We start from the raw sequence: 25044 nt of genomic DNA, 5'->3' as shown, positions 1-25044 counted from the left end.
GGCGGACGCTCCGGTCACACCTGTTGCGGTGCGATCGGCCCGTCAGGGCAGGAAAGCGACATACGGGCCGGTGTGAGCATCGGTCGGATAACCTCGGGAGGGTGGCCAGCTCACTGCGGACGCGGCGGGGCAGGGCCCGACTGCGCGCCGTCGCCCTGATCGGCATCGACGGCTCAGGTAAGACCACTCAGGCCCATCGGCTCGCCCAGGCGCTCACCGCCGCCGGCCTTCCCGCCACGTACCACCGCAACGCGGGTGGCCGCCGCTGGCTCGGCCGCATCGCGCAGCGGCTCGGCCGCCCGGACGCGGAGCGGCTCGTCGGGCGCGACGGCCTGCTCGTGGTCGAGTCGGTGCTGCGCTGGCTGGCCATCGCGCTCGCGCTGCTCAGCTGCCTGGTGACCGGCCGGACCGCGGTGATGGACAGGTGGTCGGCCTGCCAGTACGCCAGCATCCGGGCGCACGGCGGGCAGCGGTGGGAGCGGCTGGCCCGGGCCGGGTACCGGATCTTCCCGGCGCCCCGGGTGACGTTCCTGCTCACCGTCGACCCCGCCGAGGCGTACCGGCGGATCGAACGGCGCGGCACCGACCACGAGACGATGGCGTGGCTGACCGCCGCGGACGCCGCCTACCGGGAGCTGCCGGAGTACGGCGGCTTCGTGGTGGTGGACGGCAACGGGCCGCCGGAGGAGGTGGCCCGCCGGATCCGGGCGCACCTGAGCGAGTGGCTGCCCGACGACCCGTCCGCCGGTCCCGGTCCGGCTCCGGCGGGGCCGGCTCCGGCCGGCCCGCGACGCCCGGCCGGTGGCGCCGGGCGGGACGGGCCGGTGCCGGTTCAGGCCCGTCCGTAGACCGGGATGCTCGCGCCGCTGGTGGGCGCGGACTCGGGGGAGGCCAGGAAGCGGATCACGTCGGCGATCTCGGCCGGCGGCACCCAGCGCCCGTGGTCGGCGTCGGGCTGGGCGGCGCGGTTGGCCGGGGTGTCGATCACGCTCGGCAGCACCGTGTTGCACCGCACGCCGCGTTGCCGGTACTCGACCGCCACCGTCTCGGCGAACGCCCGCACCGCGGCCTTGGCGGTGGCGTAGCCGGAGGCGCCGGGGAACGGCGAGACCGCCGCCCGGGCGGAGACGCAGACCACCGCGCCGTCGCCGGACGCCACGAGGTGCGGCAGCGCCGCCCGGGTGACCAGGTACGTCGGGCGCAGGTTGAGCCGCAGCATCCGTTCGAAGTCCTCGATCGGGGTCTCGTGCACCAGGCCGCCGGCGGCGTACCCGCCGACCAGGTTGACCACCGCGCGCAGCGGCGCGGCCGGCTCGGCGGTCGCCGCCTCGACCGCCCGCGCGGCCCCCTCGGTGGTCAGCAGGTCGGCCACGACCCGGACCGGGCCGTCGTCCGTCCCGGGCTCCCGCTGGGGTACGACCACCCGCCAGCCGGTGTCGAGGAAGGCGGCGGTGACCGCGCCGCCGAGCCCGCCCGTGCCTCCGGTCACCAGCACCGTGCGTTCCGTCATGGACACACACGCTAGCCAACGGCCGCGCCGACCGACCGGTGACCCGCGCGCGCCGTCCGGTCCGCCCGGCCGAGGCCGACCAGGCAGGCCGTGCCGCGCGACGGCGGACCGGCACGTCGGGCGGCAGGAGTGACTCGACCGGACCGGATGAGGCAGTGGGGCTGCGACAATGGGATCCTTGGCCCGGGGGCGGGCACGGAAGACGGTAAATTTCCCGATACGCGGTGTCATGGTTGACGCTCACGCCTCGTGAAAGTAAGTTTCATCCGTGGCGAAGAGTCCGAAGATTTCTGCGAGTCACGAGACCGGTGGACTGATCGTCCACATCAGCGGCCTGCTGCCCTCGCTGTCCCCGGCCGAACAGCGGGTGGCCCGGCTGGTCGTCGCCGATCCGGCGGACGCGGCCCGGCGTACGATCACCGACCTCGCCACCGCCGCCGAGACGTCCGAGGCGACGGTGATCCGCTTCTGCCGCTCGGTCGGCATGGACGGCTACCCGCAGCTGCGGATCCGGCTCGCCGCCGAGGCCGCCCGCCGGGTCGAGCCGCCGGACGCGCGGGTGGTCGGCGGCGACATCCCGCCGGGCGCGGACCTCGCCCAGATCATCGCCACGATCGCGTTCAACGACGCCCGGGCCGTCGAGGAGACCGCCGAGCAACTCGACCCGGCGGTCTGCGAGCAGGTGGTCGAGGCGATCGGCGCGGCCGGCCGGATCGACGTCTACGGCGCGGGCGCCAGCGGCTTCGTCGCCTCCGACTTCCAGCAGAAGCTGCACCGCATCGGCCGCATCGCGTTCTACTTCCCGGACGTGCACACCGCGCTCACCTCCGCCGCCCTGCTGGGCCGCGGCGACGTCGCGGTCGGCATCTCGCACACCGGCACCACCTCCGACGTGATCGAGGTGCTGGAGCAGGCGCGGGCGCGCGGCGCCACCACCGTGGCGCTGACCAACTTCCCGCGCTCGCCGATCACCGAGGTCGCGGACCACGTGCTCACCACCGCCGCCCGGGAGACGACCTACCGCTCCGGCGCGACAGCGAGCCGGCTGGCCCAGCTCACAGTGGTCGACTGCCTCTTCGTCGGTGTGGCCGCCCGCAGCCGGGCCCGGACCAAGAAGGCCCTGGAGGCCACCGCCGAGGCGGTCCAGTCGCACCGGGTCGGTCCCGGGCGGAGGCGGGGATGACGGCGGGTCGGGTGGAGCGGGACGGCGTGGCGGCGGTACGACCGGTGGTGCGAGTCGGCGCGCCGACCGAGCGGCGCAACCCGCACAGCGTCGACCTCGACCTGATGTCCACCCGGGACGTGCTCACCGTCATCAACGAGGCGGACCGGCGCGTACCGGCCGCCGTCGCCGCGGTGCTGGACGAGATCGCCGAGACGGTCGACCTGGCCGTGGCCGCGTTGCGTGACGGGCACCGCGTGCACTACTTCGGCGCCGGCACCTCCGGTCGCCTCGGCGTGCTCGACGCCGCCGAGCTGGCGCCCACGTTCAACTCGCCGCGGCACTGGTTCTGCTCGCACCTCGCGGGCGGCCCGGAGGCGATGTGGCGCGCCGTCGAGGACGCCGAGGACGACGAGCGCGGTGGCGCCGCCGACGCCGCCGAGTGCGTACGCCCCGGTGACCTCGTGGTGGGCCTCGCGGCCAGCGGGCGCACCCCGTACGTCCTCGGGGCGCTCGCCGCGTCCCGGGCGCAGGGGGCCGGTACGGTGCTGCTCTGCGCGAATCCGGAGGCCGAGGCCGCCGCGTCGGTGGACGTCTTCATCGGGGTGGACACCGGACCGGAGGTGGTCACCGGGTCGACCCGGATGAAGGCCGGCACGGCGCAGAAGCTGGTGCTCAACACGTTCTCCACGGCCGTGATGGTGCGTCTGGGCCGGGTCTACTCGAACCTCATGATCGACATGGTGGCGACGAACGCCAAACTGCGCGGCCGCATGATCTCGATTCTCGTGGAGGCCACCGGTTGCGCCGAGGAGGTGTGCCGGGTCGCCCTGCGGGAGGCCGACGGCGACCTCAAGACGGCGCTGGTGGCGCTGGTGTCCGGCGCCGAGGTGCCCGCCGCCCGGGCCGCGCTGGCCCGCTCCGCCCACCAGGTACGCGGCGCGCTCGCCCTGCTCGCCTCCTGACCGTCTCCGGGCCCTCGCCGCGAGCCCGGCCCGTCCTGGCCCCGTCCCGGTCCGTCCGCCCGATCCACTCGTCCGATCCACCCGCGCGGCGCATCCGCCCGGCGGGTGCGACGCGTATCACGTGCGGGAGGGGGACGACTCCTCCCGCACGGATTGTTCAACGAGGCGGAGGGTAATCCTTGAGCATGGCTGAACCGACCGGTCCGCAGGCGCGTATCTCGCAGTGACCAGGATCGCAACGACTCGGTGACGCGGCTCGCTGTGTTCATGGAACAGGCAATGGTGCCATTCCATGGGCGACCGGCGATTTCGCAGCTCCGGTGTGTGCCGAAAACGGCGCCCGCGAGCCGCCCGAACCGGGCCGGTAACAGGAAACATGGACCGGGCTCTCAGCTACTACTCAGGCATTCGTGACAGTTTCGACTCACGACATGGAATCCCCGACGCGTCACATCTGTTGTGTAGGTGTCAGCACCTACGGGCACAGCGGAGGTTACGGGGAGGGCTGATGAACGTGGGGATGGCAAGGAACCGGGCAACCGGCGCGAGCGAGGGGACCGTGGCAATCGTGGACAAGAACATCGGCATGCGTACCGACGAGGTCGCCGAGGAGCGGGACCTGGTCGGCGTCTACCTGCACGAGATCTCCCGGACGCCGCTGCTCGACGCCGCCCGGGAGGTCGACCTCTCCAAGGCGATCGAGGCCGGCCTCTACGCCGAGCACCTGCTCGACGAGGACCGGATCCCCGAGGGCGCCGACCGGGAGGACCTGGAGCGGCTGGTCGTCGAGGGTGAGCGCGCGAAGGACCTGTTCATCCGCGCGAACCTGCGACTGGTCGTGTCGATCGCCCGGCGCTACGTGCGCTCCGGGATGCCCATGCTGGACCTGATCCAGGAGGGCAACACCGGCCTGGTCCGGGCGGTCGAGAAGTTCGACTACGAGCGCGGATTCAAGTTCTCCACCTATGCGACCTGGTGGATCCGTCAGGCCATCAGCCGGGCGATCGCCCAGCAGGAGCGGACCGTACGGCTGCCCGTGCACCTGGTCGAGGACGTCAACCGGATGCGCAACGTGGCCCGGCAGCTCACCCGTGAGCTGGGCAGCGACCCGGAGCCGGAGCAGATCGCGACCGCGCTCGGCGTCACCGTCGAGCGAGTGAACGAGCTGGTCCGCTGGTCGCAGGACACCGTCTCGCTGGACACCCCGGTGGGCGACGACGGCGACACCAACCTCGGTGACCTGGTCGCCGACAGCGACGCGCCGTCGCCGGAGGAGATCGTGCTCACCGGCCTGGAGCGGCAGCGGATCGAGGGCCTGCTCAACCACCTCGACGACCGTTCCGCAGGCATCATGCGGGCCCGGTACGGCCTGGAGGACGGGCGCGAGCACTCGCTGACCGAGGTCGCGTCGCGGTTCTCGCTCTCCCGCGAGCGCATCCGCCAGCTGGAGATCCAGGCTCTCGGCCGGCTGCGTGAGCTGGCTCGCGCGGAGGGGCTCCAGGCGGCCTGACCTGGTAACAATGAACGGCGAACGGCCGGCGTCCGACAGGGGGACGCCGGCCGTTCGCCGTGTTCGTGGTGCTCAGACCCGGCCGTAGCCGGCGATCGTCATGATGTTCATGCCGCGCTTGCTGACGTTGCGTCCGGCGCTGGGCGCGTCGATGATCTGGCCGTTGCCGACGTAGAGCGCCACGTGCCCGAGCCCGGAGTAGAACACCAGGTCACCCGGTTTCAGCTGGCTGCGGCTGATCCGCGTGGTGGCCCCCCACTGCTGCGCCGCGCTGTGCGGCAGCGACTTCCCGGCCGCCCGCCAGGCGGCGAGCGTCAGACCGGAGCAGTCGTAGCTGCCGGGGCCGTCCTGGGCGTAGCCGTAGGGCTTGCCGACCGCGCCGTAGGCGTACCGCACCGCCGTGCCGGCGTCGCCGGAGACGGCCGGCGGCTTGCCCGCCGAGCTGGGGTTGCCGGGTGCCTCGGTGGCCCGCCCGTACGCCTTGCGCCGCATCTCGTAGAGGTCGGACAGGTCCGCCTCGATCCGCGTCTTCGCGGACTTGAGCTGCTTGGCCTGCGCCGCCTCCCGGGCGAGCGTGACGTCCAGCGCGGTCTTCTGGTCGATCAGCCGCTTCTGGTCGGCGGTGAAGCTGTTGATGGTGCGCTGCCGCTGGCGGGTGAGCTGGTCGAGCGTGCCCAGCCGCTCCGGCAGGGTGGCCTGGCCGCCCGGGTCCAGCAGGGCCGCCGCGGTGCGCATGCCACCGGTCTTGTACGCCGTCGCGGCCAGCACGCCCACGTCGGCGCGGCTGCGTTCGGCCTGTTCCTGCAGCGGCCCGATCCGGGCCTCCAACGTGGCCGCGGTGGCCTTGTTGGCCTTGATGTCCTCGTTGAGCTTGTTGTAGGACTCGACGATTCGCTCCAGCTCAGTCGAGGACTTCTCGATCTGCTTCGTCAGCTCGGCGGGGGTCGGTTCGGCCCGGGCCACCTGCGCCGGGGCGAGCAACGCGGCCGAGAGGCCGGCCACCGCCAGCGAGCGGAGCAGCATCCGTAAGGACGACAAGAGCGGAAAGCTCCTCTCCCACCGGTCGCCGGGCGCGTTCGCGACCCGGCGACACCGGCCCGGGGCCGTCCGGGTGGACGGCTGTCGACCGGGCCGACCTGGACAACCTAACCCGTGATCGCAGTAGCCGGGAGTTCAAGCAGGGGCGAAAGTTGGCAAAGTGGCGGAAGGTGATGAGGGGGAGCCGGTGGGTGGATGAGGCGACTCGCCCGATTCGTCGTTCTGGGCGGATGTCGCCAGGCCACGCCAGGCAAAGTCATGACAAAGACGGAAATCGTTCTCTGTTTCCGGCGGGTGCGGCCGGGCCGGTGACCCCTGCGACAGCCGAAACCCCGAGGTCAGGTGGCGCGAGGCAAACACAATGAAGCCCGGACGGGAAATCCCACCACGGGATCCCTGCTCCCGGGAGGCCGCCGTGCAGACCGACCGCTCCGCCACCCAGCCGCCCCGCTCGCCGCGACCGGCCGGACCCAGGCTGCTCTACGCCCGGCCCGGCATCGTCGTCACCGCCGAGCGCTTCACCGTCGGCCGCAACACCTGGCCGGTGGCCGAGATCACCCAGCTTCGGATCGACCGGGGGCCGCACGACCGGCTCGCGATCCGGGCCGTCGCCGTGTCCGGCGCGATGATCGCCGCGGTCGGCCTGCTGCTCGGCTTCACCGGCGGCCTGCACCGGCTCACCGCCGGGGCGTACCTCCTGCTCGGTGCCGTCGGGCTGGTGCCGATGCTGCTCGTGCTGGTCGGCGACCGCGTGCGGCCCCCGGCGCACGAGCTGTGGGGCCGGGTCCGGGGCACCGAGGTGCTGCTGTTCAGCAGCGACGACGAGCGGCAGTTCGGCCAGGTCGCCCGCGCGCTGGGGCGGGCCCGGGAGGCGGCACGGCTGGGCGGCTGGGCCGACCCGCCGGCGGCCGAGCCGTGGCGGCCGGCCCGGTGACCGGCGGTCAGCCCGCGACCGGCTCCGGCGTCCGCGGCCGGGCCTCGGCGGCCACCCAGTGGCTCACCCGCCGCTCGGCGTAGAAGGAGACGAACGGCACGGTGCCGGCGAGCATCACCAGCAGCATCCGCTTCAGCGGCCAGTTCGCCCGGCGCGACAGGTCGAACGTGAGCGCCAGATAGAGCATGTACAGCCAGCCGTGCGCCACGCCGACCACGCCCACCACGCTCGGGTTGTCGAAGCCGTACTTCAGCGGCATGCCGATCAGGACCAGCACCACGAGCGCCACGCCCACGATCCAGGCGATCACGCGGTACCGGGTAAAGGCTCCGCCCACCGTCGTCCGTCCTTCCGCGCCGGCCTCAGCCGGGATAGTCGCCGGGCCGGGCGCCCGGATTGGCGTTCAACCAGGATAGGTAGCTGTTGTACGCGGCCAGCTCGGCGTCGTCCGCCCCGTCGGCCGGGGCGGCCGGCACCCGCACGACGCGCACCGGCCGGCGTACCGCAGGGGTGGTGGCGACCGGCGCGGTGCCGGCAGCCGCCGACGGCGCCGGATCGGCCGCCGGCCGCGCGTCGCCCGGTGTCGCGCGCAGCGTCTGGCGGACCTCACGCCACCAGACGAAGACCACGAAACCGGCGAACACCGGCCACTCGATCGCGTAACCGAAGCTGATCGCGTTCCCCCCGGCGGCGCGGGTGACCTGCCACCAGCCCATCCCGAGGCAACCCGCCACCAGCACGACCATGGCCACGTGGCGGACGATCCACGCCGGTGTCCAGAGCCGTTCCATGCCCACGAGAGTACCGGGGCCGCCGGGCTTCTCCGACACGGCGTCGTAGTCCGGGCGGTGGTTTGGTGGCACGCCCGCTGGGCATCCGAACAGGTGCCAACCCGAACGAGACGAGGGGGCGACGATGACCGAATCGGTACGCCGGGACGCGAGCCCGGAACAGCGGGTCGCGGAGTGGGACGGCGATCACGCCCGCACCGTCGACGGCGATCAGCTCGGGGTGGACCCGGTGGAACTGGGCGACGAGGACCTCGTCCGGGAGATGCAGAGCCTGCACCGCACCCGGCTGGACACGCTGCGCCACGCCACCGACTCGGCGCTCGCCAACCACCTGCGGCGCACCGCCGAACTGGAGACGGAGTACCTGGCCCGGCACCCCGGCCGGGAGGTCGACCCGAGCCGGCTGCGGGACGCCTGATGGCCAGCCACGCCGAGCGCGGCATGTCCGCGCCGCCGGAGGTGGTGTTCAACACCGCCACTGATCCGGACCGCTCCTCGGCCTGGCTGCCCGAGCGGCTGCGTACCTCCGGCACCTGCCGGGTGGAGGTCGTCGACGCCGACGACATGCGGGCCCGGTGGAGCGCCGCGGACTGGTCCGCCGAGATCGACGTGGAGCCGGCCGGCGCGGGCGGTGCCCGGGTACGGCTGGACCTGGCCGGGCCGGACCACGACCTGGCCGACGAGATCCTGGCCAACCTCGACCGCGAGGTGGCCGACAACCTGACCGCCGGCTGAGCCCGGCCCGCACGACGAGCACGAGGAGGCCGGGTTGACCGGGAGTGGCCTGAAGCAGAAGGTGGCGCGCCTGCGCCAGGCGTACGCGCCGCACGAGCATCGGCCGCTGGAGGGCTACCTGAAGGCGATGGGCACGTACGCGGGTGTGACGGCCGCGCTCGTCGGCCTGGTCCGGGCGACCGGCCGGCCGGTGCCCGAGCGGCCCACGCCGGCGGACGTGGTGCTGCTCTCGATCGCCACGCACAAGCTCAGCCGGCTGCTGTCCAAGGACGCGATCACCAGTCCGCTGCGGGCGCCGTTCACCCGCTACGACCACCCGATCGGCAGCGGCGAGGTGATGGAGCAGGTCCGCGACGAGGGCAGCCCGACCCGGCACGCGCTCGGCGAGCTGGTGAGCTGCCCGTTCTGCCTGGCGGTCTGGGTCGCCACCGGGCTCACCGGCGGCCTGGTGCTGGCGCCCCGGCTGACCCGGCTGGTCGCCACCGCGCTGACCGCGGTGGCCGCCTCCGACTTCCTCCAGATGGGGTACGCGGTCGCCCAGCAGGCGGCCGAGGGCGGTCGCCACGAGGCGTGAGACGAACACACGAAAGGGGGGCCGGCGCACGCCGGCCCCCCTTTTCCGTGTCTCCCACCGTCAGGTGGGGGTGGTGCCGTGGTCCTCGCCGGCCCAGCCGCGCGACGCCTCCGGCTCCCGCTCGTCCTCGTCCTCGCCGGTGACGACGTCCCGGTCCACGGCGGTGCGGTCGTGCTCGTTGGCGAAGTCCGGCTCCGGCAGCGTGTCGACGCCCTCCGGGGGCTGGCCGAGCGCCGCCAGGTGCTCGTGCTCGGGGTTGCGGTCGGTCATCTCGCGTCCTCTCGTCGGCGGGGGCTCAGGCGACCGTGCCGCCCAGCAGATCGGCCGCCTCGTCCGCCGCGTACTCGCCCTGGGGGAGCGCGGCGATCCGGGTGAGCAGCTCCGCGGGGAGTTCGGCGGCCACCGCCCGGCGGTAGATGTCCGCCTGGGTGATCCGCTCCTGGCCGTGGTAGATGTCGTCGAGCAGGTCGTCGAGCGGCCGCGTGTCGGGCTGCTCGGTCACGGGCGCGTCATCGGTCACGCCGACCACCTACCCGGCACCGAACCGGTCAAACTCGCCCCAACCCCGCTCAGGCCCGGGCCGGAAGCGTGGCCCGGCGGGCCCGGACGGCCTGGGCCAGGTGCTCCAGAACCTCGGCCGTGGTGTCCCAGCCGATGCAGGCGTCGGTGACCGACTGGCCGTACGCCAGCTCCCGGGTCGGGTCCAGGTCCTGCCGGCCCGGCACCAGGAAGCTCTCCAGCATGATGCCGGCGATCCCGCGCTGACCGGCGGCGAGCTGCGCGGCCACGTCGGCGGCGACGAGCGGCTGGTTGCGGTGGTCCTTGCCGCTGTTGGCGTGGCTGGCGTCCACCACCACCCGCTCCGGCAGGCCCGCGGCCCGCAGCAGTTCCAGCGCCCCGGCCACCGACTCCGCGTCGTAGTTCGGCCGGCCGCCCCCGCCGCGCAGCACCAGGTGCCCGTCCGCGTTGCCCCGGGTGTGCATGATCGCCGGGGTGCCGGAGACGTCGATGCCGGGGAACACGTGCGGCACCCCGGCCGCCCGGATCGCGTCCACGGCGGTGGCGATGCTGCCGTCCGGGCGGTTCTTCATGCCGATCGGCATGGACAGCCCGGAGGCGAGCTGCCGGTGCACCTGGCTCTCCACCGTCCGCGCGCCGATCGCGCCCCAGGCCACCGTGTCCGCGATGTACTGCGGGGTGATCGGGTCGAGGAACTCGCAGCCCACCGGCAGACCCAGCCGCAGCACGTCGAGCAGGAGCGCCCGCGCGGTACGCAGACCGGTGTTCACGTCGCCGGAGCCGTCCAGCGCCGGGTCGTTGATCAGGCCCTTCCAGCCCACCGTCGAGCGCGGCTTCTCGAAGTAGACACGCATCACCACGAGCAGGTCGTCGGCGACCCGGGCGGCGGCCTCGCGCAGCCGGCCCGCGTACTCCAGGGCGGCGGCCGGGTCGTGCACGGAGCAGGGGCCGACGACGACGAGCAGCCGGTCGTCGTCGCGGTCCAGCACGCGGCCGACGGCACGGCGGCCCGCCACGACGGCCTCGGCCAGCGGGGTGTCGAGCGGCAGGTGGTGGTGCAGCAGGGCCGGGGTGGTCAGCGGCACCACACGGTCGATGCGCTGGTCGATGACCCGATGGGCGTCCTGGGACGTGGTCACGGTGGGGATTCCTTCCGCCGACCGTGCCCCCGTGCCGGGTCCGGGGGATCGAGCCGGCTGCTCGCATACGAAAGGGCAGGGAAATCGATCCCTGCCCGCCGGCTCGAAGAGGTGGTGACGTCAGCTCATGGTCGAGTCACCGGCTCCTCCAGCCGGCTGCCTAAACCATCGATACGACCGCGTCACGTCGGCCAGCGTACCCGACGCGCGGCGGAAAGCCCGCGCTCGTTCCGAAGTGCGGAACGCGGGGTAAGTGATCGGCATGACCACGAGCCACGACCCGAGTGACCAGGAACGGATCGAGTCCCGAGCGCATCTGCTGCCGGAGGAGGCGGCGGCGGGCAGCGACGACGCCCAGGCGCAGGCCGACGCGATCCTCACCGAGTCCGACATCCGCGAGGCGGACCAGAACGCCGCCCCCGACACGGTGCTGGAGCACCGCACCTCCGAGCAGACCGTCACCCCCGTCGAGCCGCCCGACTGAGCCCGGCGCCCCGGGCCCGGCGGGAACCCCGGTAACTGTCGTCCCGCAGCCGGGCCAGCGGGCCGGCCAGGCGCAACCCCGGCGGCACGTTGCCGATCGGGTCGAACGCGAGCGCGGCGTCCTCGGCGGCGCCGCGCTCGTCGTCGAGGCGTACCTCGCCGAACGGCCGCCACCGGCCCACCGCCGAGGCCACCGCCAGCACCAGCCGGGGCTCGTCCGCCGCGACCGCCGCGCCCGCCCCGGCCAGGCCGCGACCCAGGTCGGGTGACTCCGGGTCGGCCAGCACGGCCAGGAACAGCCGCCGCCCGCCGGCCCGGAACGGCATGATCGACGTGTACGTCCCGGTGAAGCGCCGCCGGGGCAGCGGCAGGTTCCGCAGCACCGGCGCGGCGCCGCTGGAACTCCACAGCAGGTCCACCGGCGGCTCCGGAGCGCGGTGCAGCCGTACCGCCACGCCCAGCACGTCCGGCCAGGCACCCGGCGTCGGCACGCCCTTGGACAGGCGGATCGTGGCCGGCCACCGGCCCGGCAGGTCGAGCAGCGGCACACCGGTCGGCGGTCCCGGCGTACCCCAGATCCGGGTCTCGCCGGCGAACGTCCGCCCGGCCGGGTGCAGCAGCCGGGCGTGCCGGAGCCGGGCCAGCGCGGCGGCGGCGCGCTCGACGGCGGAGGGTCTGATGGCGGCCATGCCCGCACGGGTACCCCGGCGCGCACCGACGATGCTCCGGCGCGCGTGTCACCTTTCCGCCGCCGAGATCGGATAGCGTCGTCTCATGCCCGACAGCGGTTTCCCCTGGCCGATCGAGACGACCCGACTGGACAACGGCCTGCGCGTGGTGGTGAGCGAGGACCGCACCGCCCCGGCCGTGGCGGTCAACCTCTGGTACGACGTGGGCTCACGCCACGAACCGGCGGGACAGACCGGCTTCGCCCACCTCTTCGAGCACCTCATGTTCGAGGGCTCGGTGAACGTGGCGAAGACCGAGCACATGAAGCTGATCCAGGGCGCGGGCGGCTCGCTCAACGCGACCACCAACCCGGACCGGACCAACTACTTCGAGACGGTCCCGGCCGAGCACCTGGAACTGGCGCTCTGGCTGGAGGCCGACCGGATGGGCGGGCTGGTGCCGGCGCTGACCCAGGAGACGCTGGACAACCAGCGTGACGTGGTGAAGAACGAGCGCCGCCAGCGCTACGAGAACATGCCGTACGGCGACGCCTGGCTGCGCCTGCTGCCGCTGCTCTACCCGCCGGGCCACCCGTACCACCACGCGACGATCGGGTCGATGGCCGACCTGAACGCCGCCGACCTGGCCACCTTCCAGGAGTTCCACAGCACCTACTACGCGCCGAACAACGCGGTCCTCACAGTGGTCGGCGACACCACGGCGGCGGAGGTGTTCGGGCTCGCCGACAAGTACTTCGGCGGCCTGGCCGCGCGGGCCGACATCCCGGCCGCGCCGGACGGCCGCACGGTGCCCGCCACCGGCGCTCCGGCGGTGGAGACGGTCACCGCCGACGTGCCCGCCCCCCGCGTCTACGTCGCGCACCGCACCCACCCGTTCGGCACCCCGGGGTACGACGTGACGACGGTGCTGGCCACGGTCCTCGGCAGCGGCCGGGGCAGCCGCCTCTACCAGCGGCTCGCCGACGGTGAGCGGATCGCCCAGCCGGACCTGGTCGGCGCGTACGGGGTGGACCTCGCGCACGCGCCCGCCCCGCTGATCGCCACCGCCACGGCCCGTCCCGGGGTGAGCGCCGAGCGGCTGCGCGACGGGCTCGCCGAGGTGGTCGACGAGCTGGCCACCGTGCCGGTGACCGCCGCCGAGCTGGACCGCGCCAAGGCGCTGCTGAGCACCATGTGGTGGCGGCAGATGTCCACCGTCGACGGTCGGGCGGACACGCTCGGCCGCTACGCCACCCAGTTCGGCGACCCGGCCCGCGCGGCCGACCGGCTGCCGGCCTGGCTCGCGGTGACCGCGGAGCAGATCGCCGAGCAGGCCGCCGAGCTGCTCGGCGCCGCCGACCGGGTGATCCTGACCTACCTGCCCGAGGAGAACTGATGTCGCTGATCGCCACCCGTCCCGGCCCCGGCGCCGCCCGCGCCTACCGGTTCCCGCAGGTGGTCCGGCGGACGGTGGCCGGCGGTCAGGTGGTCGCCGCGCACCTGCCCGGGCAGAACCTCGCCGTCGCGTTGCTGCTGCTCGACGGCGGCGCGGGCCGGGAGCCGGTCGGCAAGGAGGGCCTCGGCGCGGTGCTGGCCAAGGCGCTGGAGGAGGGCACCGCGCAGCGGGACGCCACCGCGTACGCGCTGGCCATCGAGGCGCTCGGCACCGAGCTGGCGACCGGGCTCGACTGGGACTCGTTCCAGGTGAGCGTGCAGGTGCCGGTGGACCGGCTGACCGCCGCCGTGGAGCTGCTGGCCGAGGCGGTCCGTACGCCCCGGCTCGACCCGGCCGACGTGCTGCGCGTACGCGACGACGAGGCCACCGCGCTGCGGATGGATTGGGCCAACCCCGGCCCGCGTGCCGACGCGGTGCTGCGGGCCGAGCTGTTCGGCGCGCAGCACCGGTGGGGCCGCCCGCTCTACGGCGACCCGGACAGCGTGGCCGCGCTGGAGGTGGACGACGTCACCGTCTTCCACTCGGAGTGGTTCATCCGCCCCGGCACGCTCGTCGTCGCCGGCGACCTGGAGCGGATCGACCTGGACGCGCTCGCCGCGACGGCGTTCGCCGGCGCCGGCGGCGGCCCGGTGGAACGCGGCGGCCCGATCGACGTGCCGCTGGCCGGGCAGCGCCGGGTCATCCTGGTCGACCGGCCCGGCTCGGTGCAGTCCACGCTGCGGCTCGGCCATCCGTCCCCGCACCGCGCCCACCCCGACCACGTGCCGATGACGCTCGCCGGCACCGTGCTCGGCGGCGCGTTCACGTCCCGGCTCAACCACCTGATCCGCGAGGTGCGCGGCTACACGTACGGGATCCGGGGCGACTTCGCCTCGTCCCGGCGGTTCGGCCGGTTCGCGGTCAGCTCCGGCGTCCAGACGGCGGTGACCGCGCCGGCGCTCGTCGAGTCGGTGGGCGAGATCTCGCGTACCCGGCTCACCGGCGTCACCGAGGACGAGCTGGAGGTGGCGCGTTCCTGGCGGGCCGGGCAGCTCTCGGTCGAGTTGCAGAGCCCGCGGGCCATCGCCGCGGCCCTGACCACGCTGGTCGTGCACGACCTGCCGGACGACTACCACGCGCGGCTGCGGGAGCAACTGCTCGCGGCGACGGTCGAGGACGTCTCCGCGGCGGCCGCCACCTATCTGCACCCGGAGTCGCTGACGATGGTGATCGAGGGGGACGCGGCGGTCATCCGGGACGAGCTGGTCGCCAGCGGTCTCGGCGAGGTGGTCGACCACACGTGACCGGGCGGGGCGGCGGGCCTGTGATTCCCGTCGCCCCGCATCCGCGCGGTGGGAAACGTTTCCCACCCGCACCGCCCGGCTGGGTAGCCTCGCGGGCATGAGGATCGGCATTGTGGGAGCCACCGGTCAGGTCGGTGGCGTCATGCGGCAGGTGCTGGCGGAGCGCGAGTTCCCGGCGGAGCAGGTGCGCCTGTTCGCCTCGGCCCGGTCGGCCGGGCGCACGCTGCCCTGGCGCGACGGCGAGGTCACCGTGGAGGACGCGGCCACCGCGGACTACCGCGGCCTGGACATCGTGCTCTTCTCGGCGGGCAAGGGGACCGCGAAGGAGCTGGCTCCCCGGGTCGCCGAGGCCGGCGCCGTGGTGATCGACAACTCCTCGGCGTTCCGGATGGACCCGCAGGTGCCGCTGGTGGTGGCCGAGGTCAACCCGCACGCGATCGCGGACCGCCCGAAGGGCATCGTGGCCAACCCGAACTGCACCACGATGGCCGCCATGCCGGTGCTGCGCCCGCTGCACGACGAGGCCGGACTGGTCAGCCTCGTCGTCGCCACCTACCAGGCGGTCTCCGGCGCCGGCCTGGCCGGTGTGGCGGAACTGGACGAGCAGGTCCGCAAGGTGGCCGAGGACGCCGCCGGGCTCGCCTTCGACGGCGCGGCGGTGGAGTTCCCGGCGCCGCGCTCGTTCGCCCGCCCGATCGCCTTCAACGTGCTCCCGCTCGCCGGCTCGATCGTCGACGACGGCTCCGACGAGACCGACGAGGAGCAGAAGCTGCGCAACGAGAGCCGCAAGATCCTGGAGATCCCCGGCCTGAAGGTCTCCGGCACGTGCGTGCGGGTGCCGGTCTTCACCGGCCACTCGTTGCAGATCAACGCCCGGTTCGCCCGGCCGATCGACCCGGCCCGGGCCCGCGAGCTGCTCGACGGCGCGCCCGGCGTGGCGCTGCGCGACGTGCCGACGCCGCTGGAGGCGGCCGGCCAGGACCCGACGTACGTCGGCCGGATCCGCGCCGACGAGACCGTCGAGCACGGGCTCGCGCTGTTCTGCGCCAACGACAACCTGCGCAAGGGCGCGGCGCTCAACGCCGTGCAGCTCGCCGAGCTGGTCGCCGCCGAGCGCTGACCCGCCGGGCGTCCGTGCCCTGCCACCCGGCACGGACGCCCGCACAGCGGGTATGCCCGCCGGGTCGCCGGCCGCCCCGCGCCGGCAGGGCGGGGGTGCCGATGACGGCCGGAGGGGACACCGGGGACGCCGCGACCGACGGGATGCGCTCGGACACGGTCCGGGCGATCGGGTTCAGCGACGCGGTCTTCGCCATCGTCATCACGCTGCTGGTGCTCGACCTGCGGGTGCCCGAGACGGCGCCGGGCGGGATGCTGCGCGCGCTGCGCGACCAGTGGCCGGTCTACCTCGCCTACGTCACGTCGTACCTGTACGTGGCGGTCAACTGGCTGAACCACAAGGGGACGTTCCACCGGGTCCGCTGCGCCGACCGGGGACTGCACTGGGCGAACCTCGGCGTGCTGTTCAGCGTGGCGCTGCTGCCGTTCGTCACCGGGCTCGTCTCCCGCGCCGTCGAGGAGGGCGACGTCGCCGACGAGCGGGTCGCGGTGTCCGCGTACGCGCTGGTCGGCGTGATCCTGTCGATGACCTGGCTCTGGCTCTACCACTACCTGAGCCGGCACCGGGAGCTGCTGGAACCGCACGTCACCGCCCGGTTCTTCGAGGCCGAACGCGTCCGGGCGCTGCTCGGCGTGCTCGCGTACGCGATCGCCGGTCTGGTGGGCGTGCTGCTGAGCGTGCCGGCGGCGCTCGTGGTGCTCCTGCTGTTGCCGATCTTCTACGGGCTGTCCAGCAACGGCTCCTACGACCTGCGCCGGCGCCTGCGCCCCCGGCGGTGACGCGGGCGTTACCCCGCCTGCGGCGGCGGGTAGACGGCCGTGCCGACACCGAGAGGGGAAGCACCATGACAACGGTCGGAGAGTTCATGACGACCCGGTTGGTGACGATGGACGGCAACGACACGCTCATCGCCGCGGCGCAGGAGATGCGCGACAGTGCCATCGGCGACGTGGTGGTGACCGACGGCGACAACGTGGTCGGCATCGTGACGGACCGGGACATCACGGTACGGGGCGTGGCCGAGAACATGGACCCCACCACCACCCGGCTCAACCAGATCACCAGCAAGGACGTGGTGACGGTGAGCCAGTACGACGACGCGGTGGCCGCCGCCGACCTGATGCGCACGTACGCGGTCCGCCGCCTCCCGGTGGTCGACGACGGCCGGCTGATCGGCCTGATCTCGATGGGTGACCTGGCGGTGGAGCGGGAACCCCAGTCGGTGCTCGCGGACATCAGCGCCGACGACCCCAACAACTAGACCTGTCCGCCGCGAAGACGCCGGCTCCCGGTTCGGGGGCCGGCGTCGCGCGTGCGCGCGGTGGCGCGGCGTTCACCCGGTTCGGGCGAGGTTGGCCTCGGAACGGGTGGGGACACGGAGCCTCGGACAGGGAGACCGCGGATCGCGGGAGGAGTCGCCCGGATGGTGGACATGACCACGAGATTCTTCGAGGACCTGGACCGGCGGGGGTTCGAGCCGCTGCTGGTCAAGACATCCGGAACGCTCCGGTTCGACCTGCACGAGGGTCCGCACACCACGCACTGGCTGCTGGAGATCGATCACGGCAACCTGCGGGTCCGGCAGGAGGACGGCGAGGCGGACACGGTGGTGGGCACCGAGCCGCGCCTGTTCGCCGAGCTGGTCGGCGGTGAGGAGAACGCCATCGCGGCGCTGCTGCGCGGCGACATGACTGTCGTCGGCGACCTGCGGCTCGTGTTGCAGGTCGAGCGGGTCTTCCCCGGCCCGCCGGACTCCCGGGGACCACACCACACGTTCGGCGGGAGGGGTGCCTGATGCCCGGCAGCGGCAACACCGTCCGGATCCTGGACGGCAACACGTTCGTGGTCAGCGAGGACACCGGCGACATCGAGGCCACCCCGAGCGAGCCGACCGGCCTGTTCTCGCTCGACACGCGCTACCTGTCGAAGTGGGTGCTCACCGTCAACGGCGAGCGCCTCAACGCGCTGTCCTACGACGACCTCCAGTACTACGAGGCCCGGTTCTTCCTGGTGCCCGGCATGGCCACGCACTACGTCGACGCGAAGCTGTCGATCATCCGGGAGCGGGCCGTCGGCGGCAGCTTCCGCGAGACGCTGACCATCCTCAACCACGACGAGAAGCCGGTCGACCTGGAGATCCGGATGGACGCCGGGTCCGACTTCGCCGACCTGTTCCAGGTCAAGGACGAGATCCTGAACAAGAAGGGCGAACACTACGCCGAGGCCGAGTCGGACCGGCTGCGCCTGGGCTACCGGCGCGGCAACTTCCGGCGCGAGACGCTCGTCTCCGCCAACCAGCCGGCCCGCTACGACCAGCGCGGCTTCGCCTGGAGCATCCGGCTGGAACCCAACGAGCAGTGGGACGCCGTCATCGATGTGCAGACGTTCGCGATCGGCCCCGGCGGCCGGAACCTGCGGATGGGACTGCGCGCGCACGGCACCGAGCGGCTCGCGCTCCAGCACGACCTGGAGGAGTGGATCAGCCGGGCCCCGAAGCTGAACAGCGAGCACGAGGAACTCGCCGCGACGTACCGGCGGAGCCTCGTCGACCTCGCGGCGCTGCGCTTCTCGCCGCTGTCGCTGGGCGGGCAGACGCTGCCGGCGGCCGGCCTGCCCTGGTTCATGACCATCTTCGGCCGGGACAGCATCCTCACCTGCCTCCAGGTGCTGCCGTTCGCGCCGGAGATGTCCAAGACCACGCTGCGGATCCTCGGTGCGCTCCAGGGCACCCGGTTCGACGACTTCCGGGACGAGGATCCGGGCCGGATCCTGCACGAGATGCGGTACGGCGAGACCGCCGCGTTCGAGGAGCAGCCGCACTCGCCGTACTACGGCTCGGTGGACGCGACGCCGCTGTTCGTGGTGCTGCTCGACGAGTACGAGCGGTGGAGCGGCGACGGCGCGCTGGTCAAGGAACTGGAACGGGAGTGCCGGGCGGCGCTGAAATGGATCGACGACTACGCCGACCTGCTCGGCAACGGCTACATCTGGTACGAGCGGCGCAACACCGACACCGGCCTGGAGAACCAGTGCTGGAAGGACTCGTGGGACTCCATCTCGTACGCCGACGGGACGCTGCCGCCGTTCCCCCGCGCCACCTGCGAGGTGCAGGGGTACGCGTACGACGCGAAGATGCGGGCCGCCCGGATGGCCCGGCTGTTCTGGGACGACCCCGCGTACGCCGATCAGCTGGAACGCGAGGCGGCGGAGCTGAAGCGGCGCTTCAACAACGACTGGTGGGTCGCCGACCGCGGCTTCTACGCGCTCGCGCTGGACCCGGACGGGCGTCAGTGCGACGTGCTCAGCTCCAACATGGGCCACCTGCTGTGGAGCGGGATCGTGGACGACGAGCGGGCGCCGAAGGTCGCCGAGCATCTGGTCGGTCCCCGGCTCTGGTCCGGCTGGGGGGTGCGGACGCTGGCCGAGGGCGAGGTCCGCTACAACCCGATCGGCTACCACAACGGCACGATCTGGCCGTTCGACAACTCGTTCGTCGCCTGGGGTCTGCGCCGGTACGGCTTCGCCGAGGAGGCCGCCACGGTCGCCAACGGCATCCTCGACGCGGCCACCTACTTCGACGGCCGGCTGCCGGAGGCGTTCGGCGGCTACCAGCGCGAGCTGACCAAGTTCCCGGTGGAGTACCCGACCGCGTGCAGCCCGCAGGCCTGGTCCACCGGTGCGCCGCTGCTGCTGCTGCGCACCATGCTCGGGCTGGAGCCGCACGAGCAGCATCTGGCTGTCGACCCGCGGCTGCCGGTGGGCATGGGACGGATCGAGGTGCTGGACATCCCTGGTCGCTGGGGCCGGGTGGACGCGTTCGCCAGGGGGCGGCTCAACCTCGAGGAACTGGCCGACTGAGCCCGGTCAGTGCCCGGGCGGCGACGCGTCGTGCGCCTCGTTCGGCGGGAGCAGGCAGAACTCGTTGCCCTCCGGGTCGGCCAGCACGGTCCAGCGCGGCAGCTCACGCACGACCGTCGCGCCGGCCTCCAGCACCGCGGCCCGCTCCTCGGCGTCGCCGACCAGGTCCAGGTGGATGCGGCCGGGCTCCGGCAGCGTCTCGGCCGGGCTGATCCACAGGTCCGGGCGCCGCCCGTGCGGGTCGCGCAGCAGCACCGCCTCCGTCGGCGCGAGCGTGCCCTCGGCGAGCTTCACCCGGTCCGCCTCGACCACCGGCAGCCCGGTGACCGCACTCCAGAACGGGGCGAGCAGGTAGGGGTCGCGGCAGTGGATGACGATCGCGGCGAGGTCGGGCATGCCTCGAACCTAGTCGCCCGCGCCTGCGGGCAGGACGCTGTCCAGGAACGCGGCTGCCTGTCTGCCGAGGGCAGATCGGCCCTACGGTCGCGTAACCTACTCGGGGTAAAGTTTCGCCATGTCGGAACTCGTGTACCCACCTGTGATCACCGCCGCGAAGACGATGTTCCGGCTGCTCGACCTGCGCCTGGACGTGTCCGGCAGCGAGCACGTGCCGCACAGCGGCGGCGCGGTGCTCGCGTCCAACCACGTGAGCTACCTGGACTTCATCTTCTGTGGCTACGGCGCGCACCCGGCCAAGCGGCTGGTCCGGTTCATGGCCAAGGACAGCGTCTTCCGGCACCGCGTCTCCGGTCCGCTGATGCGCGGCATGAAGCACATCCCGGTGAACCGGGCCGCCGGCGCCGGCTCGTACGCCACGGCCGTCGGCGCGTTGCGCCGGGGCGAGGTGGTCGGCGTCTTCCCGGAGGCGACGATCAGCCGTTCCTTCATGGTGAAGGATCTGAAGAACGGCGCGGCCCGGATGTCGCAGGAGGCGGGCGTGCCGCTGCTGCCGGTCGCGCTCTGGGGCACCCAGCGGCTGTGGACCAAGGGTCGCCCGCGCACGCTGACCCGCCGGCACACGCCGATCACCATCATCGTCGGCGAGCCGATGGACCCGGCCGCCTACCCGGACGCCACGGTCATGACCGCCGACCTGCGTACCCGCCTGTCGGCGCTGGTCGACCGGGCCCAGCGGGAGTACCCGGACAAGCCGTCCGGCCCGGACGACACCTGGTGGCAGCCGGCCCACCTGGGCGGCAGCGCGCCGACCCCGGAGGAGGCGGTCGAGCTGGACCGGTCCGAGCGCCGCACCCGCAGCGCCTCCTGACCGCGCCCGGCCGCCCGCCCGCGACGGGGGAGCGTCAGCAGGCGGAGCCGGGCTGGGGGAAGCCGGACCATCCCCACGGCGACGCCTCGGCCTCCGCCGGACGGTAGTAGTCGTCGCGGGACAGGAACTCCACCGGCAGCGAGCCCGGCAGCGTCACGGTGCCCAGCGTCGGGCCGGGGGAGGCGGCCACCCGGACGGCGAGCACGTCCCGCTCCGGCGGGGACAGGTCCACCAGTTCGGCGTTCGCCAGCCGGAAACCGGCCACGGCGCGGCGTACCTGCCGGGCCAGCGCGGCCACCTGACCGACCGGGCCGGTCAGTGCCAGCGCCGGCTGCCGGATGGTGCGCAGCGCGTCGCAGACGATGCGCAGCTCGGCGGTGCCGTCGCCCACCTCGGCCAGTTCCAGCCGGGACGGCCACTGCCAGCGGATCTGCCCACTGACCAGGCGGGACGACCGGACCGGACGCCGGTGCCGGGCGGCCGCCCGGCCGTCCCGCCCGGAGACCACCGACAGGTCCGAGCCGGTGCAGACGTACGCCAGGCGGCGCTCGGTCACGGTGATCGTCGCCGGTGCCGGCAGCGACCAGCAGCGGACGTCCTCGGTCGGGCCGAGCAGGTGACCGGCGACGCGCAGGCAGTGCTGACCGAGCAGGCGCTCGCCCGGCTCGGGCACCAGCTCGTAGCGCCGGTCGAGCACGGGACGGGTGGGGTCGCCGTCGGCGTCGAACCGATGCGGCCCGACGAAGAAAGGTGTGGCGTCCTCCGGCACGGTACGACCTCCCGGTGACGGTTGGCGGTACCGGTGAGCCTGCCCGATTCCTGGGGTGACTGTCATGACACCTGTTAGGGGGTCGGCCGGTCGGCCGACGCCTGCGACCGGTAGATGCCGATATCTTCCGGTCGGACGAGTCCGTCCTCGATCGCCCGGGCGAGCAGCGCCGCCTTCGTGGCGGCCGGACGGCCCGCTCGGGTGTACTTGATCCGCGCACGGTCGACGTACTGCTTCACCGTGTGCTCGCTGATCTGCATCCGGCGCGCCACCGACGCCTTCGACATCGACTGGAACCACAGCAGCAGCGCCTCGCGCTCCTTGTCCGACAGGGACGGACGATCCGGACGGGCGTCACCGACCATCGCTCCGGCCAGCGCCGGCGGCACGTACGGCCGGTCGCTCGCCGCCGCCAGCACCGTGGCCACGCAGTGCTCGCGTCCCTCGTGCTTGGCCAGGAACGCGACCGCGCCCGCGTCCAGGGCGGCGAGCATGGTCTGCGGGTCGCTGTGCTCGGAGTAGACCACCACCCGGCGCCCGGTCGTGCTCAGCTCGGCCAGCTTGTCCAGCACCATCCGGCCGTGCAGGCGCAGGTCGAGCAGCACCACCTCGGCGTCCGGCGCGGCCCGCAGCACCTCGTCCGGGTCGTCGCCGGTGGCCAGCACCCGCAACCGCGGTTCGCCGGCGAGCCAGGCACGCACCCCGTCGATCACCACCGGATGGTCGTCCACGATCGCCACCCCGATCGGGGTGCCGGCGTTCACGTCCGCCGCCAGCGGGTCTGCGTCCATCTGATCTCCCCGTCCCGCTCGTGCAGGTGTTCCACCGGCCCGTCCCCGCCGGTCGCCGGCTCCTCCGGGCCGTCGTGATCCGGCGTCACCAGGCTGACCACCACCTCGTCCGGGCCCGCCACCACGGTGAGCCGAGCCCAGCCCTCGGCCCCGGCGAGCGCGGCCGTGAGCGGGTCGGCCAGCCCGCGCCGGATCCCCACCGGCAGCTCCGGAGGCGTACCGACCGACACCAGGTCGATCGGCAGCCCGTTGCGCTCGGCCAGGTCGGCCGCCGCGCGCAGTTCGTGCAGCAGCGCGTCCGGCACGTCGTCCGACTCGGCGATCAGCCGGCGCAGCCGGGCCGCGGCCAGCACCGCGCGCCGCCGTACCGCCGGGTCGGCCGGGTCGGCGTCGCCCGCCGCCAGCCCGGCCAGCACCTCCTCGGCGGTGCCGCTGACCAGCGCCAGCCGCGCCTGCCGCTCGGTGCGGGCCCGCTCGGCCGCCTCCTGCTCCGCGGCCACGGCGAGCGTCGCCGCCGCGGTGGCCGCCCGGTCCCGGGCCTGTGCGGTGAGCGCCGCCGCGCCGACGAAGACCGCCACCGGCAGGGTGGAGGTGCCGTAGACGTACATGGCGGCGCGGCTCAGGTCGGCCGGTGCGGTCGCGCCGTACAGCACCACCGCCGCCAGCGCGATCGTGCCGTGCGCGGCGAGCATGAGCAGCAGCCAGCGCACCGGCCGCCGCCAGAGCACCAGCAGGAAGAACCAGGCCAGGCCGCCCCACACCCAGTTGGCGGTGCTGAACAGGAACCGCTCGCCGGCCCCGGCGACCACCGCCGCGTCCACCGCCAGCAGCGCCACTGCCAGCGGCCCGGCCGGCGGCAGCCCGCGGCGCAGCAGCCGTACCCCGGTCCCGGCCCCGACCAGCGCGGTCACCAGCCAGCCCGCCGCCACCACGGCGGGATCCGCCATCCCCTGCCCGGCCCGCAACACGGCCGGCAACGCGACCCCCAGGTGCCAGGCGGCCGCGATGACGATCACGGCGACCCGCGCGCCCTGGTCCGACGCGTCGGCCACCGCGTGCGCCTCCGGCGGGGCGGTGGCCGCTCCGGAGCGCGTCGCCACCCGCGGCCGGGGCAGCGGGCGCAGCGCGTGTCCGGCCGTCACCGCCGTACCCGACTCACTCGCCATCGGACCACTCCAGCCGAATCCGGGTACCGGCGCCAGGGGCGGAGGTCACCACCGCCCGACCGCCAACAGTGCTCATCCGGCCGTGGATCGACTCGCGCAGCCCGTACCGGTGCGCCGGGACCGTGGACGGGTCGAAACCGGGACCGTCGTCGACCACCTCGACCACGACGGTGCCACCCTCGCGGGCCAGGCGCAGCGACGCGGTCGCGCCCGGCGCGTGCCGCGCCACGTTCGCCAGCGCGGCGGCGGCGCTGTCGGCGAGCGCCGTGGCGACCTCCGCCGGCAGCCGGCACGGTGCGAGCGTCGCGGTCACCGCCGGCCCGGGCGTCGCGGCGAGCACCTGGCGCAGCCGTTCGTCCAGGTCGGCCTCACCGGCCGCGGTCGCGGTCCGCGCACCCGCCAGGGCGGTGAGGGTACGCAGGTCGTCCGCGCACCGCTCGCGCAACGTCGCCGAGTCGGGTACGGCACCGAGGCCGACCATGGTGAGCGTGCCCAGCACGGTGTCGTGCAGGTCGCGGTTCTGCCGCCGTTCGTCCTCGCGGGCGGCGCGTGCCACCACCGCCTCGTGGGACAACCGCTGGTAGTCGGCGAACGCGGCGTCGGCGCGGGCGATCCGGCGGCGCATCACCGCCGTCATCACCGCCGCGCTGCCGGTCTGCACCAGCAGCGTCCCGGCGTGCGCCCGCGCCTCGACCGGGTTGCCGGCCAGCGTGGTGCCGGTGACGTACGCGGCGGTGACCAGCAGGCCGGCCGGCACCGACCAGCGGGCCGGGGCGGTGGCCTGCGCGTTGATGACCGTCGAGCTGGCCAGCACCGCGATCCAGCTCGCCTCGCCCGGTAGCACCTCCGGCGCGACGAGCCACGGTACGGCGAGCGCGGCGGCGGTGGTCAGCGCCACGTCACCGGCGACGAGCGCGCCGCCGATGCCGTGCCGCAGCGCGCGCCACGCGTACCAGACCGACCAGGTGGTGAGCACCGCGACCGCGGGGATCAGCAGCGCCACCCGCACCGGCGGCGTACGCACCGACAGCGCGACGATCGCGCCGACCAGACCGCAGGTGAGCCGCAGCAGTGCGGGCAGGGTGGTGAAGATCAGGCTGAACGCGTCACCCGCCGGGCGGGCCAGCGGGGGCCGTGGCAGGGGTATGGCGGCAGCGACCGGCATCGGGGAGATGTCCTTCCGGTTGCGACCCGGCCGGGTCCGCGCGGCATAGATTGACGCTGGAGAATAACATGTTTTGTCGCAACTGGTCACCCTTGGTGCTTGACGAGTTTCGCTCCGGCGTAAAGCAGCAGGCCGCCCGGC

Annotated in this window: 30 protein-coding genes; 17 read left to right on the top strand and 13 right to left on the bottom strand. The window is 73.7% G+C overall.

What is annotated here, in order from left to right; genetic code table 11:
- Window positions 1–101: 101 nt before the first annotated feature.
- On the top strand, window positions 102–848 hold the full coding sequence (locus tag NMK34_RS24940; RefSeq protein ID WP_318335433.1) for a dTMP kinase: 747 nt from the start codon (window positions 102–104) through the stop codon (window positions 846–848).
- On the opposite strand, the gene NMK34_RS24935 is transcribed toward NMK34_RS24940, so the two are convergent.
- Window positions 833–1510: an SDR family NAD(P)-dependent oxidoreductase gene (locus NMK34_RS24935; RefSeq protein WP_318335432.1), complete on the bottom strand. Its 678-nt coding sequence runs from the start codon at window positions 1508–1510 to the stop codon at window positions 833–835. The genes NMK34_RS24940 and NMK34_RS24935 overlap by 16 nt on opposite strands.
- A gap of 268 nt (window positions 1511–1778) precedes the next feature.
- On the opposite strand from NMK34_RS24935, the gene NMK34_RS24930 reads away from it, so the two are divergent.
- The 3 genes from NMK34_RS24930 to NMK34_RS24920 all read left to right on the top strand — a co-directional run bounded on the left by NMK34_RS24930 (window position 1779) and on the right by NMK34_RS24920 (window position 5147).
- The gene (locus NMK34_RS24930) at window positions 1779–2693 is read left to right on the top strand and encodes a MurR/RpiR family transcriptional regulator (protein ID WP_135241721.1); all 915 of its coding nucleotides are present in this window, start codon (window positions 1779–1781) and stop codon (window positions 2691–2693) included.
- Entirely contained in the window at window positions 2690–3637 is a 948-nt protein-coding gene (murQ, locus tag NMK34_RS24925; RefSeq protein ID WP_135241720.1) for an N-acetylmuramic acid 6-phosphate etherase, read from the top strand. The genes NMK34_RS24930 and murQ overlap by 4 nt, the downstream gene beginning before the upstream one ends.
- 520 nt (window positions 3638–4157) lie before the next feature.
- Window positions 4158–5147, top strand: a complete 990-nt coding sequence (locus tag NMK34_RS24920) for an RNA polymerase sigma factor RpoD/SigA (RefSeq protein WP_194800735.1) — start codon at window positions 4158–4160, stop codon at window positions 5145–5147.
- A gap of 72 nt (window positions 5148–5219) precedes the next feature.
- Here the strand turns inward: NMK34_RS24920 and NMK34_RS24915 are convergent, their stop codons facing one another.
- On the bottom strand, window positions 5220–6185 hold the full coding sequence (locus NMK34_RS24915; RefSeq protein WP_318335431.1) for an NlpC/P60 family protein: 966 nt from the start codon (window positions 6183–6185) through the stop codon (window positions 5220–5222).
- A gap of 415 nt (window positions 6186–6600) precedes the next feature.
- On the opposite strand from NMK34_RS24915, the gene NMK34_RS24910 reads away from it, so the two are divergent.
- Entirely contained in the window at window positions 6601–7119 is a 519-nt protein-coding gene (locus NMK34_RS24910) for a DUF6232 family protein (protein WP_318335430.1), read from the top strand.
- A 7-nt stretch (window positions 7120–7126) separates the two neighbouring features.
- On the opposite strand, the gene NMK34_RS24905 is transcribed toward NMK34_RS24910, so the two are convergent.
- Both NMK34_RS24905 and NMK34_RS24900 read right to left on the bottom strand, forming a co-directional pair.
- Window positions 7127–7456 (bottom strand): DUF3817 domain-containing protein, encoded by a 330-nt coding sequence (locus tag NMK34_RS24905; RefSeq protein WP_318335429.1) that lies wholly within the window; start codon window positions 7454–7456, stop codon window positions 7127–7129.
- A 25-nt stretch (window positions 7457–7481) separates the two neighbouring features.
- Complete coding sequence (locus tag NMK34_RS24900; RefSeq protein ID WP_318335428.1) at window positions 7482–7910, bottom strand: hypothetical protein; 429 nt, start codon at window positions 7908–7910, stop codon at window positions 7482–7484.
- A 124-nt stretch (window positions 7911–8034) separates the two neighbouring features.
- On the opposite strand from NMK34_RS24900, the gene NMK34_RS24895 reads away from it, so the two are divergent.
- The 3 genes from NMK34_RS24895 to NMK34_RS24885 are packed head-to-tail and all read left to right on the top strand — an operon-like array spanning window position 8035 to window position 9219.
- Window positions 8035–8328, top strand: coding sequence for a DUF6158 family protein (locus NMK34_RS24895; RefSeq protein WP_135241715.1), 294 nt, complete (start codon window positions 8035–8037; stop codon window positions 8326–8328).
- Complete coding sequence (locus tag NMK34_RS24890) at window positions 8328–8645, top strand: hypothetical protein (protein WP_135241714.1); 318 nt, start codon at window positions 8328–8330, stop codon at window positions 8643–8645. Before NMK34_RS24895 ends, NMK34_RS24890 begins: the two co-directional genes overlap by 1 nt.
- Before the next feature lie 34 nt (window positions 8646–8679).
- On the top strand, window positions 8680–9219 hold the full coding sequence (locus tag NMK34_RS24885; RefSeq protein ID WP_013288145.1) for a DUF1360 domain-containing protein: 540 nt from the start codon (window positions 8680–8682) through the stop codon (window positions 9217–9219).
- A gap of 60 nt (window positions 9220–9279) precedes the next feature.
- Here the strand turns inward: NMK34_RS24885 and NMK34_RS24880 are convergent, their stop codons facing one another.
- The 3 genes from NMK34_RS24880 to NMK34_RS24870 are packed head-to-tail and all read right to left on the bottom strand — an operon-like array spanning window position 9280 to window position 10886.
- Window positions 9280–9489: a hypothetical protein gene (locus NMK34_RS24880; RefSeq protein WP_318335427.1), complete on the bottom strand. Its 210-nt coding sequence runs from the start codon at window positions 9487–9489 to the stop codon at window positions 9280–9282.
- Window positions 9490–9514: 25 nt separating this feature from the next.
- Window positions 9515–9748: a hypothetical protein gene (locus NMK34_RS24875; protein WP_018786980.1), complete on the bottom strand. Its 234-nt coding sequence runs from the start codon at window positions 9746–9748 to the stop codon at window positions 9515–9517.
- Between the two features lie 40 nt (window positions 9749–9788).
- The gene (locus NMK34_RS24870) at window positions 9789–10886 is read right to left on the bottom strand and encodes a 3-deoxy-7-phosphoheptulonate synthase (protein ID WP_135241713.1); all 1098 of its coding nucleotides are present in this window, start codon (window positions 10884–10886) and stop codon (window positions 9789–9791) included.
- A 253-nt stretch (window positions 10887–11139) separates the two neighbouring features.
- On the opposite strand from NMK34_RS24870, the gene NMK34_RS24865 reads away from it, so the two are divergent.
- Window positions 11140–11361 (top strand): hypothetical protein, encoded by a 222-nt coding sequence (locus NMK34_RS24865; RefSeq protein ID WP_091423325.1) that lies wholly within the window; start codon window positions 11140–11142, stop codon window positions 11359–11361.
- Here the strand turns inward: NMK34_RS24865 and NMK34_RS24860 are convergent.
- A complete protein-coding gene (locus tag NMK34_RS24860) occupies window positions 11336–12049 on the bottom strand; it encodes a phosphodiesterase (RefSeq protein WP_318335426.1) in 714 nt (237 codons plus the stop codon). The genes NMK34_RS24865 and NMK34_RS24860 overlap by 26 nt on opposite strands.
- A gap of 85 nt (window positions 12050–12134) precedes the next feature.
- On the opposite strand from NMK34_RS24860, the gene NMK34_RS24855 reads away from it, so the two are divergent.
- The 7 genes from NMK34_RS24855 (at window position 12135) to NMK34_RS24825 (ending at window position 19745) form a co-directional block, all read left to right on the top strand.
- The gene (locus NMK34_RS24855; RefSeq protein ID WP_318335425.1) at window positions 12135–13424 is read left to right on the top strand and encodes a pitrilysin family protein; all 1290 of its coding nucleotides are present in this window, start codon (window positions 12135–12137) and stop codon (window positions 13422–13424) included.
- Window positions 13424–14767 (top strand): pitrilysin family protein, encoded by a 1344-nt coding sequence (locus tag NMK34_RS24850; protein ID WP_318335424.1) that lies wholly within the window; start codon window positions 13424–13426, stop codon window positions 14765–14767. Before NMK34_RS24855 ends, NMK34_RS24850 begins: the two co-directional genes overlap by 1 nt.
- 97 nt (window positions 14768–14864) lie before the next feature.
- Entirely contained in the window at window positions 14865–15887 is a 1023-nt protein-coding gene (locus NMK34_RS24845) for an aspartate-semialdehyde dehydrogenase (RefSeq protein WP_013475427.1), read from the top strand.
- Between the two features lie 101 nt (window positions 15888–15988).
- Window positions 15989–16666, top strand: a complete 678-nt coding sequence (locus tag NMK34_RS24840) for a TMEM175 family protein (RefSeq protein ID WP_030502241.1) — start codon at window positions 15989–15991, stop codon at window positions 16664–16666.
- A gap of 65 nt (window positions 16667–16731) precedes the next feature.
- On the top strand, window positions 16732–17148 hold the full coding sequence (locus NMK34_RS24835) for a CBS domain-containing protein (protein WP_318335423.1): 417 nt from the start codon (window positions 16732–16734) through the stop codon (window positions 17146–17148).
- 162 nt (window positions 17149–17310) lie between these two features.
- Window positions 17311–17682: an SCP2 sterol-binding domain-containing protein gene (locus NMK34_RS24830; protein WP_030502239.1), complete on the top strand. Its 372-nt coding sequence runs from the start codon at window positions 17311–17313 to the stop codon at window positions 17680–17682.
- The gene (locus NMK34_RS24825; RefSeq protein ID WP_318335422.1) at window positions 17682–19745 is read left to right on the top strand and encodes a glycogen debranching N-terminal domain-containing protein; all 2064 of its coding nucleotides are present in this window, start codon (window positions 17682–17684) and stop codon (window positions 19743–19745) included. Before NMK34_RS24830 ends, NMK34_RS24825 begins: the two co-directional genes overlap by 1 nt.
- Before the next feature lie 6 nt (window positions 19746–19751).
- Here NMK34_RS24825 and NMK34_RS24820 read toward each other — a convergent pair whose 3' ends face one another.
- Entirely contained in the window at window positions 19752–20141 is a 390-nt protein-coding gene (locus tag NMK34_RS24820; protein ID WP_194800686.1) for a VOC family protein, read from the bottom strand.
- Between the two features lie 118 nt (window positions 20142–20259).
- On the opposite strand from NMK34_RS24820, the gene NMK34_RS24815 reads away from it, so the two are divergent.
- Entirely contained in the window at window positions 20260–21012 is a 753-nt protein-coding gene (locus tag NMK34_RS24815; RefSeq protein ID WP_318335421.1) for a lysophospholipid acyltransferase family protein, read from the top strand.
- A gap of 34 nt (window positions 21013–21046) precedes the next feature.
- Here the strand turns inward: NMK34_RS24815 and NMK34_RS24810 are convergent, their stop codons facing one another.
- The 4 genes from NMK34_RS24810 to NMK34_RS24795 all read right to left on the bottom strand — a co-directional run bounded on the left by NMK34_RS24810 (window position 21047) and on the right by NMK34_RS24795 (window position 24903).
- Complete coding sequence (locus NMK34_RS24810; RefSeq protein ID WP_318335420.1) at window positions 21047–21781, bottom strand: hypothetical protein; 735 nt, start codon at window positions 21779–21781, stop codon at window positions 21047–21049.
- 74 nt (window positions 21782–21855) lie between these two features.
- Window positions 21856–22572: a response regulator transcription factor gene (locus NMK34_RS24805; protein WP_318335419.1), complete on the bottom strand. Its 717-nt coding sequence runs from the start codon at window positions 22570–22572 to the stop codon at window positions 21856–21858.
- A complete protein-coding gene (locus NMK34_RS24800) occupies window positions 22542–23738 on the bottom strand; it encodes a hypothetical protein (protein WP_318335418.1) in 1197 nt (398 codons plus the stop codon). The genes NMK34_RS24805 and NMK34_RS24800 overlap by 31 nt, the downstream gene beginning before the upstream one ends.
- Window positions 23728–24903: an ATP-binding protein gene (locus tag NMK34_RS24795; protein ID WP_318335417.1), complete on the bottom strand. Its 1176-nt coding sequence runs from the start codon at window positions 24901–24903 to the stop codon at window positions 23728–23730. Before NMK34_RS24795 ends, NMK34_RS24800 begins: the two co-directional genes overlap by 11 nt.
- Window positions 24904–25044 lie beyond the last annotated feature (141 nt).

Origin of the sequence: Micromonospora sp. BRA006-A, assembly GCF_033433935.1 — a bacterium.
Taxonomy (GTDB): Bacteria; Actinomycetota; Actinomycetes; order Mycobacteriales; family Micromonosporaceae; genus Micromonospora; species Micromonospora aurantiaca.
This window is presented reverse-complemented; position numbering and strand designations above follow the sequence as displayed.

What these genes read in the sequence shown, in the direction of transcription:
- NMK34_RS24865 (WP_091423325.1), top strand. Translation starts at nt 11,140, where the DNA reads ATGACCACGAGCCACGACCCGAGTGACCAGGAACGGATCGAGTCCCGA.
- NMK34_RS24880 (WP_318335427.1), bottom strand. Translation starts at nt 9,489, where the DNA reads ATGACCGACCGCAACCCCGAGCACGAGCACCTGGCGGCGCTCGGCCAG.
- NMK34_RS24860 (WP_318335426.1), bottom strand. Translation starts at nt 12,049, where the DNA reads ATGGCCGCCATCAGACCCTCCGCCGTCGAGCGCGCCGCCGCCGCGCTG.
- NMK34_RS24845 (WP_013475427.1), top strand. Translation starts at nt 14,865, where the DNA reads ATGAGGATCGGCATTGTGGGAGCCACCGGTCAGGTCGGTGGCGTCATG.
- NMK34_RS24795 (WP_318335417.1), bottom strand. Translation starts at nt 24,903, where the DNA reads ATGCCGGTCGCTGCCGCCATACCCCTGCCACGGCCCCCGCTGGCCCGC.
- NMK34_RS24935 (WP_318335432.1), bottom strand. Translation starts at nt 1,510, where the DNA reads ATGACGGAACGCACGGTGCTGGTGACCGGAGGCACGGGCGGGCTCGGC.
- NMK34_RS24890 (WP_135241714.1), top strand. Translation starts at nt 8,328, where the DNA reads ATGGCCAGCCACGCCGAGCGCGGCATGTCCGCGCCGCCGGAGGTGGTG.
- NMK34_RS24830 (WP_030502239.1), top strand. Translation starts at nt 17,311, where the DNA reads ATGGTGGACATGACCACGAGATTCTTCGAGGACCTGGACCGGCGGGGG.
- NMK34_RS24900 (WP_318335428.1), bottom strand. Translation starts at nt 7,910, where the DNA reads ATGGAACGGCTCTGGACACCGGCGTGGATCGTCCGCCACGTGGCCATG.
- NMK34_RS24835 (WP_318335423.1), top strand. Translation starts at nt 16,732, where the DNA reads ATGACAACGGTCGGAGAGTTCATGACGACCCGGTTGGTGACGATGGAC.
- NMK34_RS24840 (WP_030502241.1), top strand. Translation starts at nt 15,989, where the DNA reads ATGACGGCCGGAGGGGACACCGGGGACGCCGCGACCGACGGGATGCGC.
- NMK34_RS24920 (WP_194800735.1), top strand. Translation starts at nt 4,158, where the DNA reads ATGGCAAGGAACCGGGCAACCGGCGCGAGCGAGGGGACCGTGGCAATC.
- NMK34_RS24850 (WP_318335424.1), top strand. Translation starts at nt 13,424, where the DNA reads ATGTCGCTGATCGCCACCCGTCCCGGCCCCGGCGCCGCCCGCGCCTAC.
- NMK34_RS24800 (WP_318335418.1), bottom strand. Translation starts at nt 23,738, where the DNA reads ATGGCGAGTGAGTCGGGTACGGCGGTGACGGCCGGACACGCGCTGCGC.
- NMK34_RS24895 (WP_135241715.1), top strand. Translation starts at nt 8,035, where the DNA reads ATGACCGAATCGGTACGCCGGGACGCGAGCCCGGAACAGCGGGTCGCG.
- murQ (WP_135241720.1), top strand. Translation starts at nt 2,690, where the DNA reads ATGACGGCGGGTCGGGTGGAGCGGGACGGCGTGGCGGCGGTACGACCG.
- NMK34_RS24855 (WP_318335425.1), top strand. Translation starts at nt 12,135, where the DNA reads ATGCCCGACAGCGGTTTCCCCTGGCCGATCGAGACGACCCGACTGGAC.
- NMK34_RS24820 (WP_194800686.1), bottom strand. Translation starts at nt 20,141, where the DNA reads ATGCCCGACCTCGCCGCGATCGTCATCCACTGCCGCGACCCCTACCTG.
- NMK34_RS24825 (WP_318335422.1), top strand. Translation starts at nt 17,682, where the DNA reads ATGCCCGGCAGCGGCAACACCGTCCGGATCCTGGACGGCAACACGTTC.
- NMK34_RS24805 (WP_318335419.1), bottom strand. Translation starts at nt 22,572, where the DNA reads ATGGACGCAGACCCGCTGGCGGCGGACGTGAACGCCGGCACCCCGATC.
- NMK34_RS24815 (WP_318335421.1), top strand. Translation starts at nt 20,260, where the DNA reads ATGTCGGAACTCGTGTACCCACCTGTGATCACCGCCGCGAAGACGATG.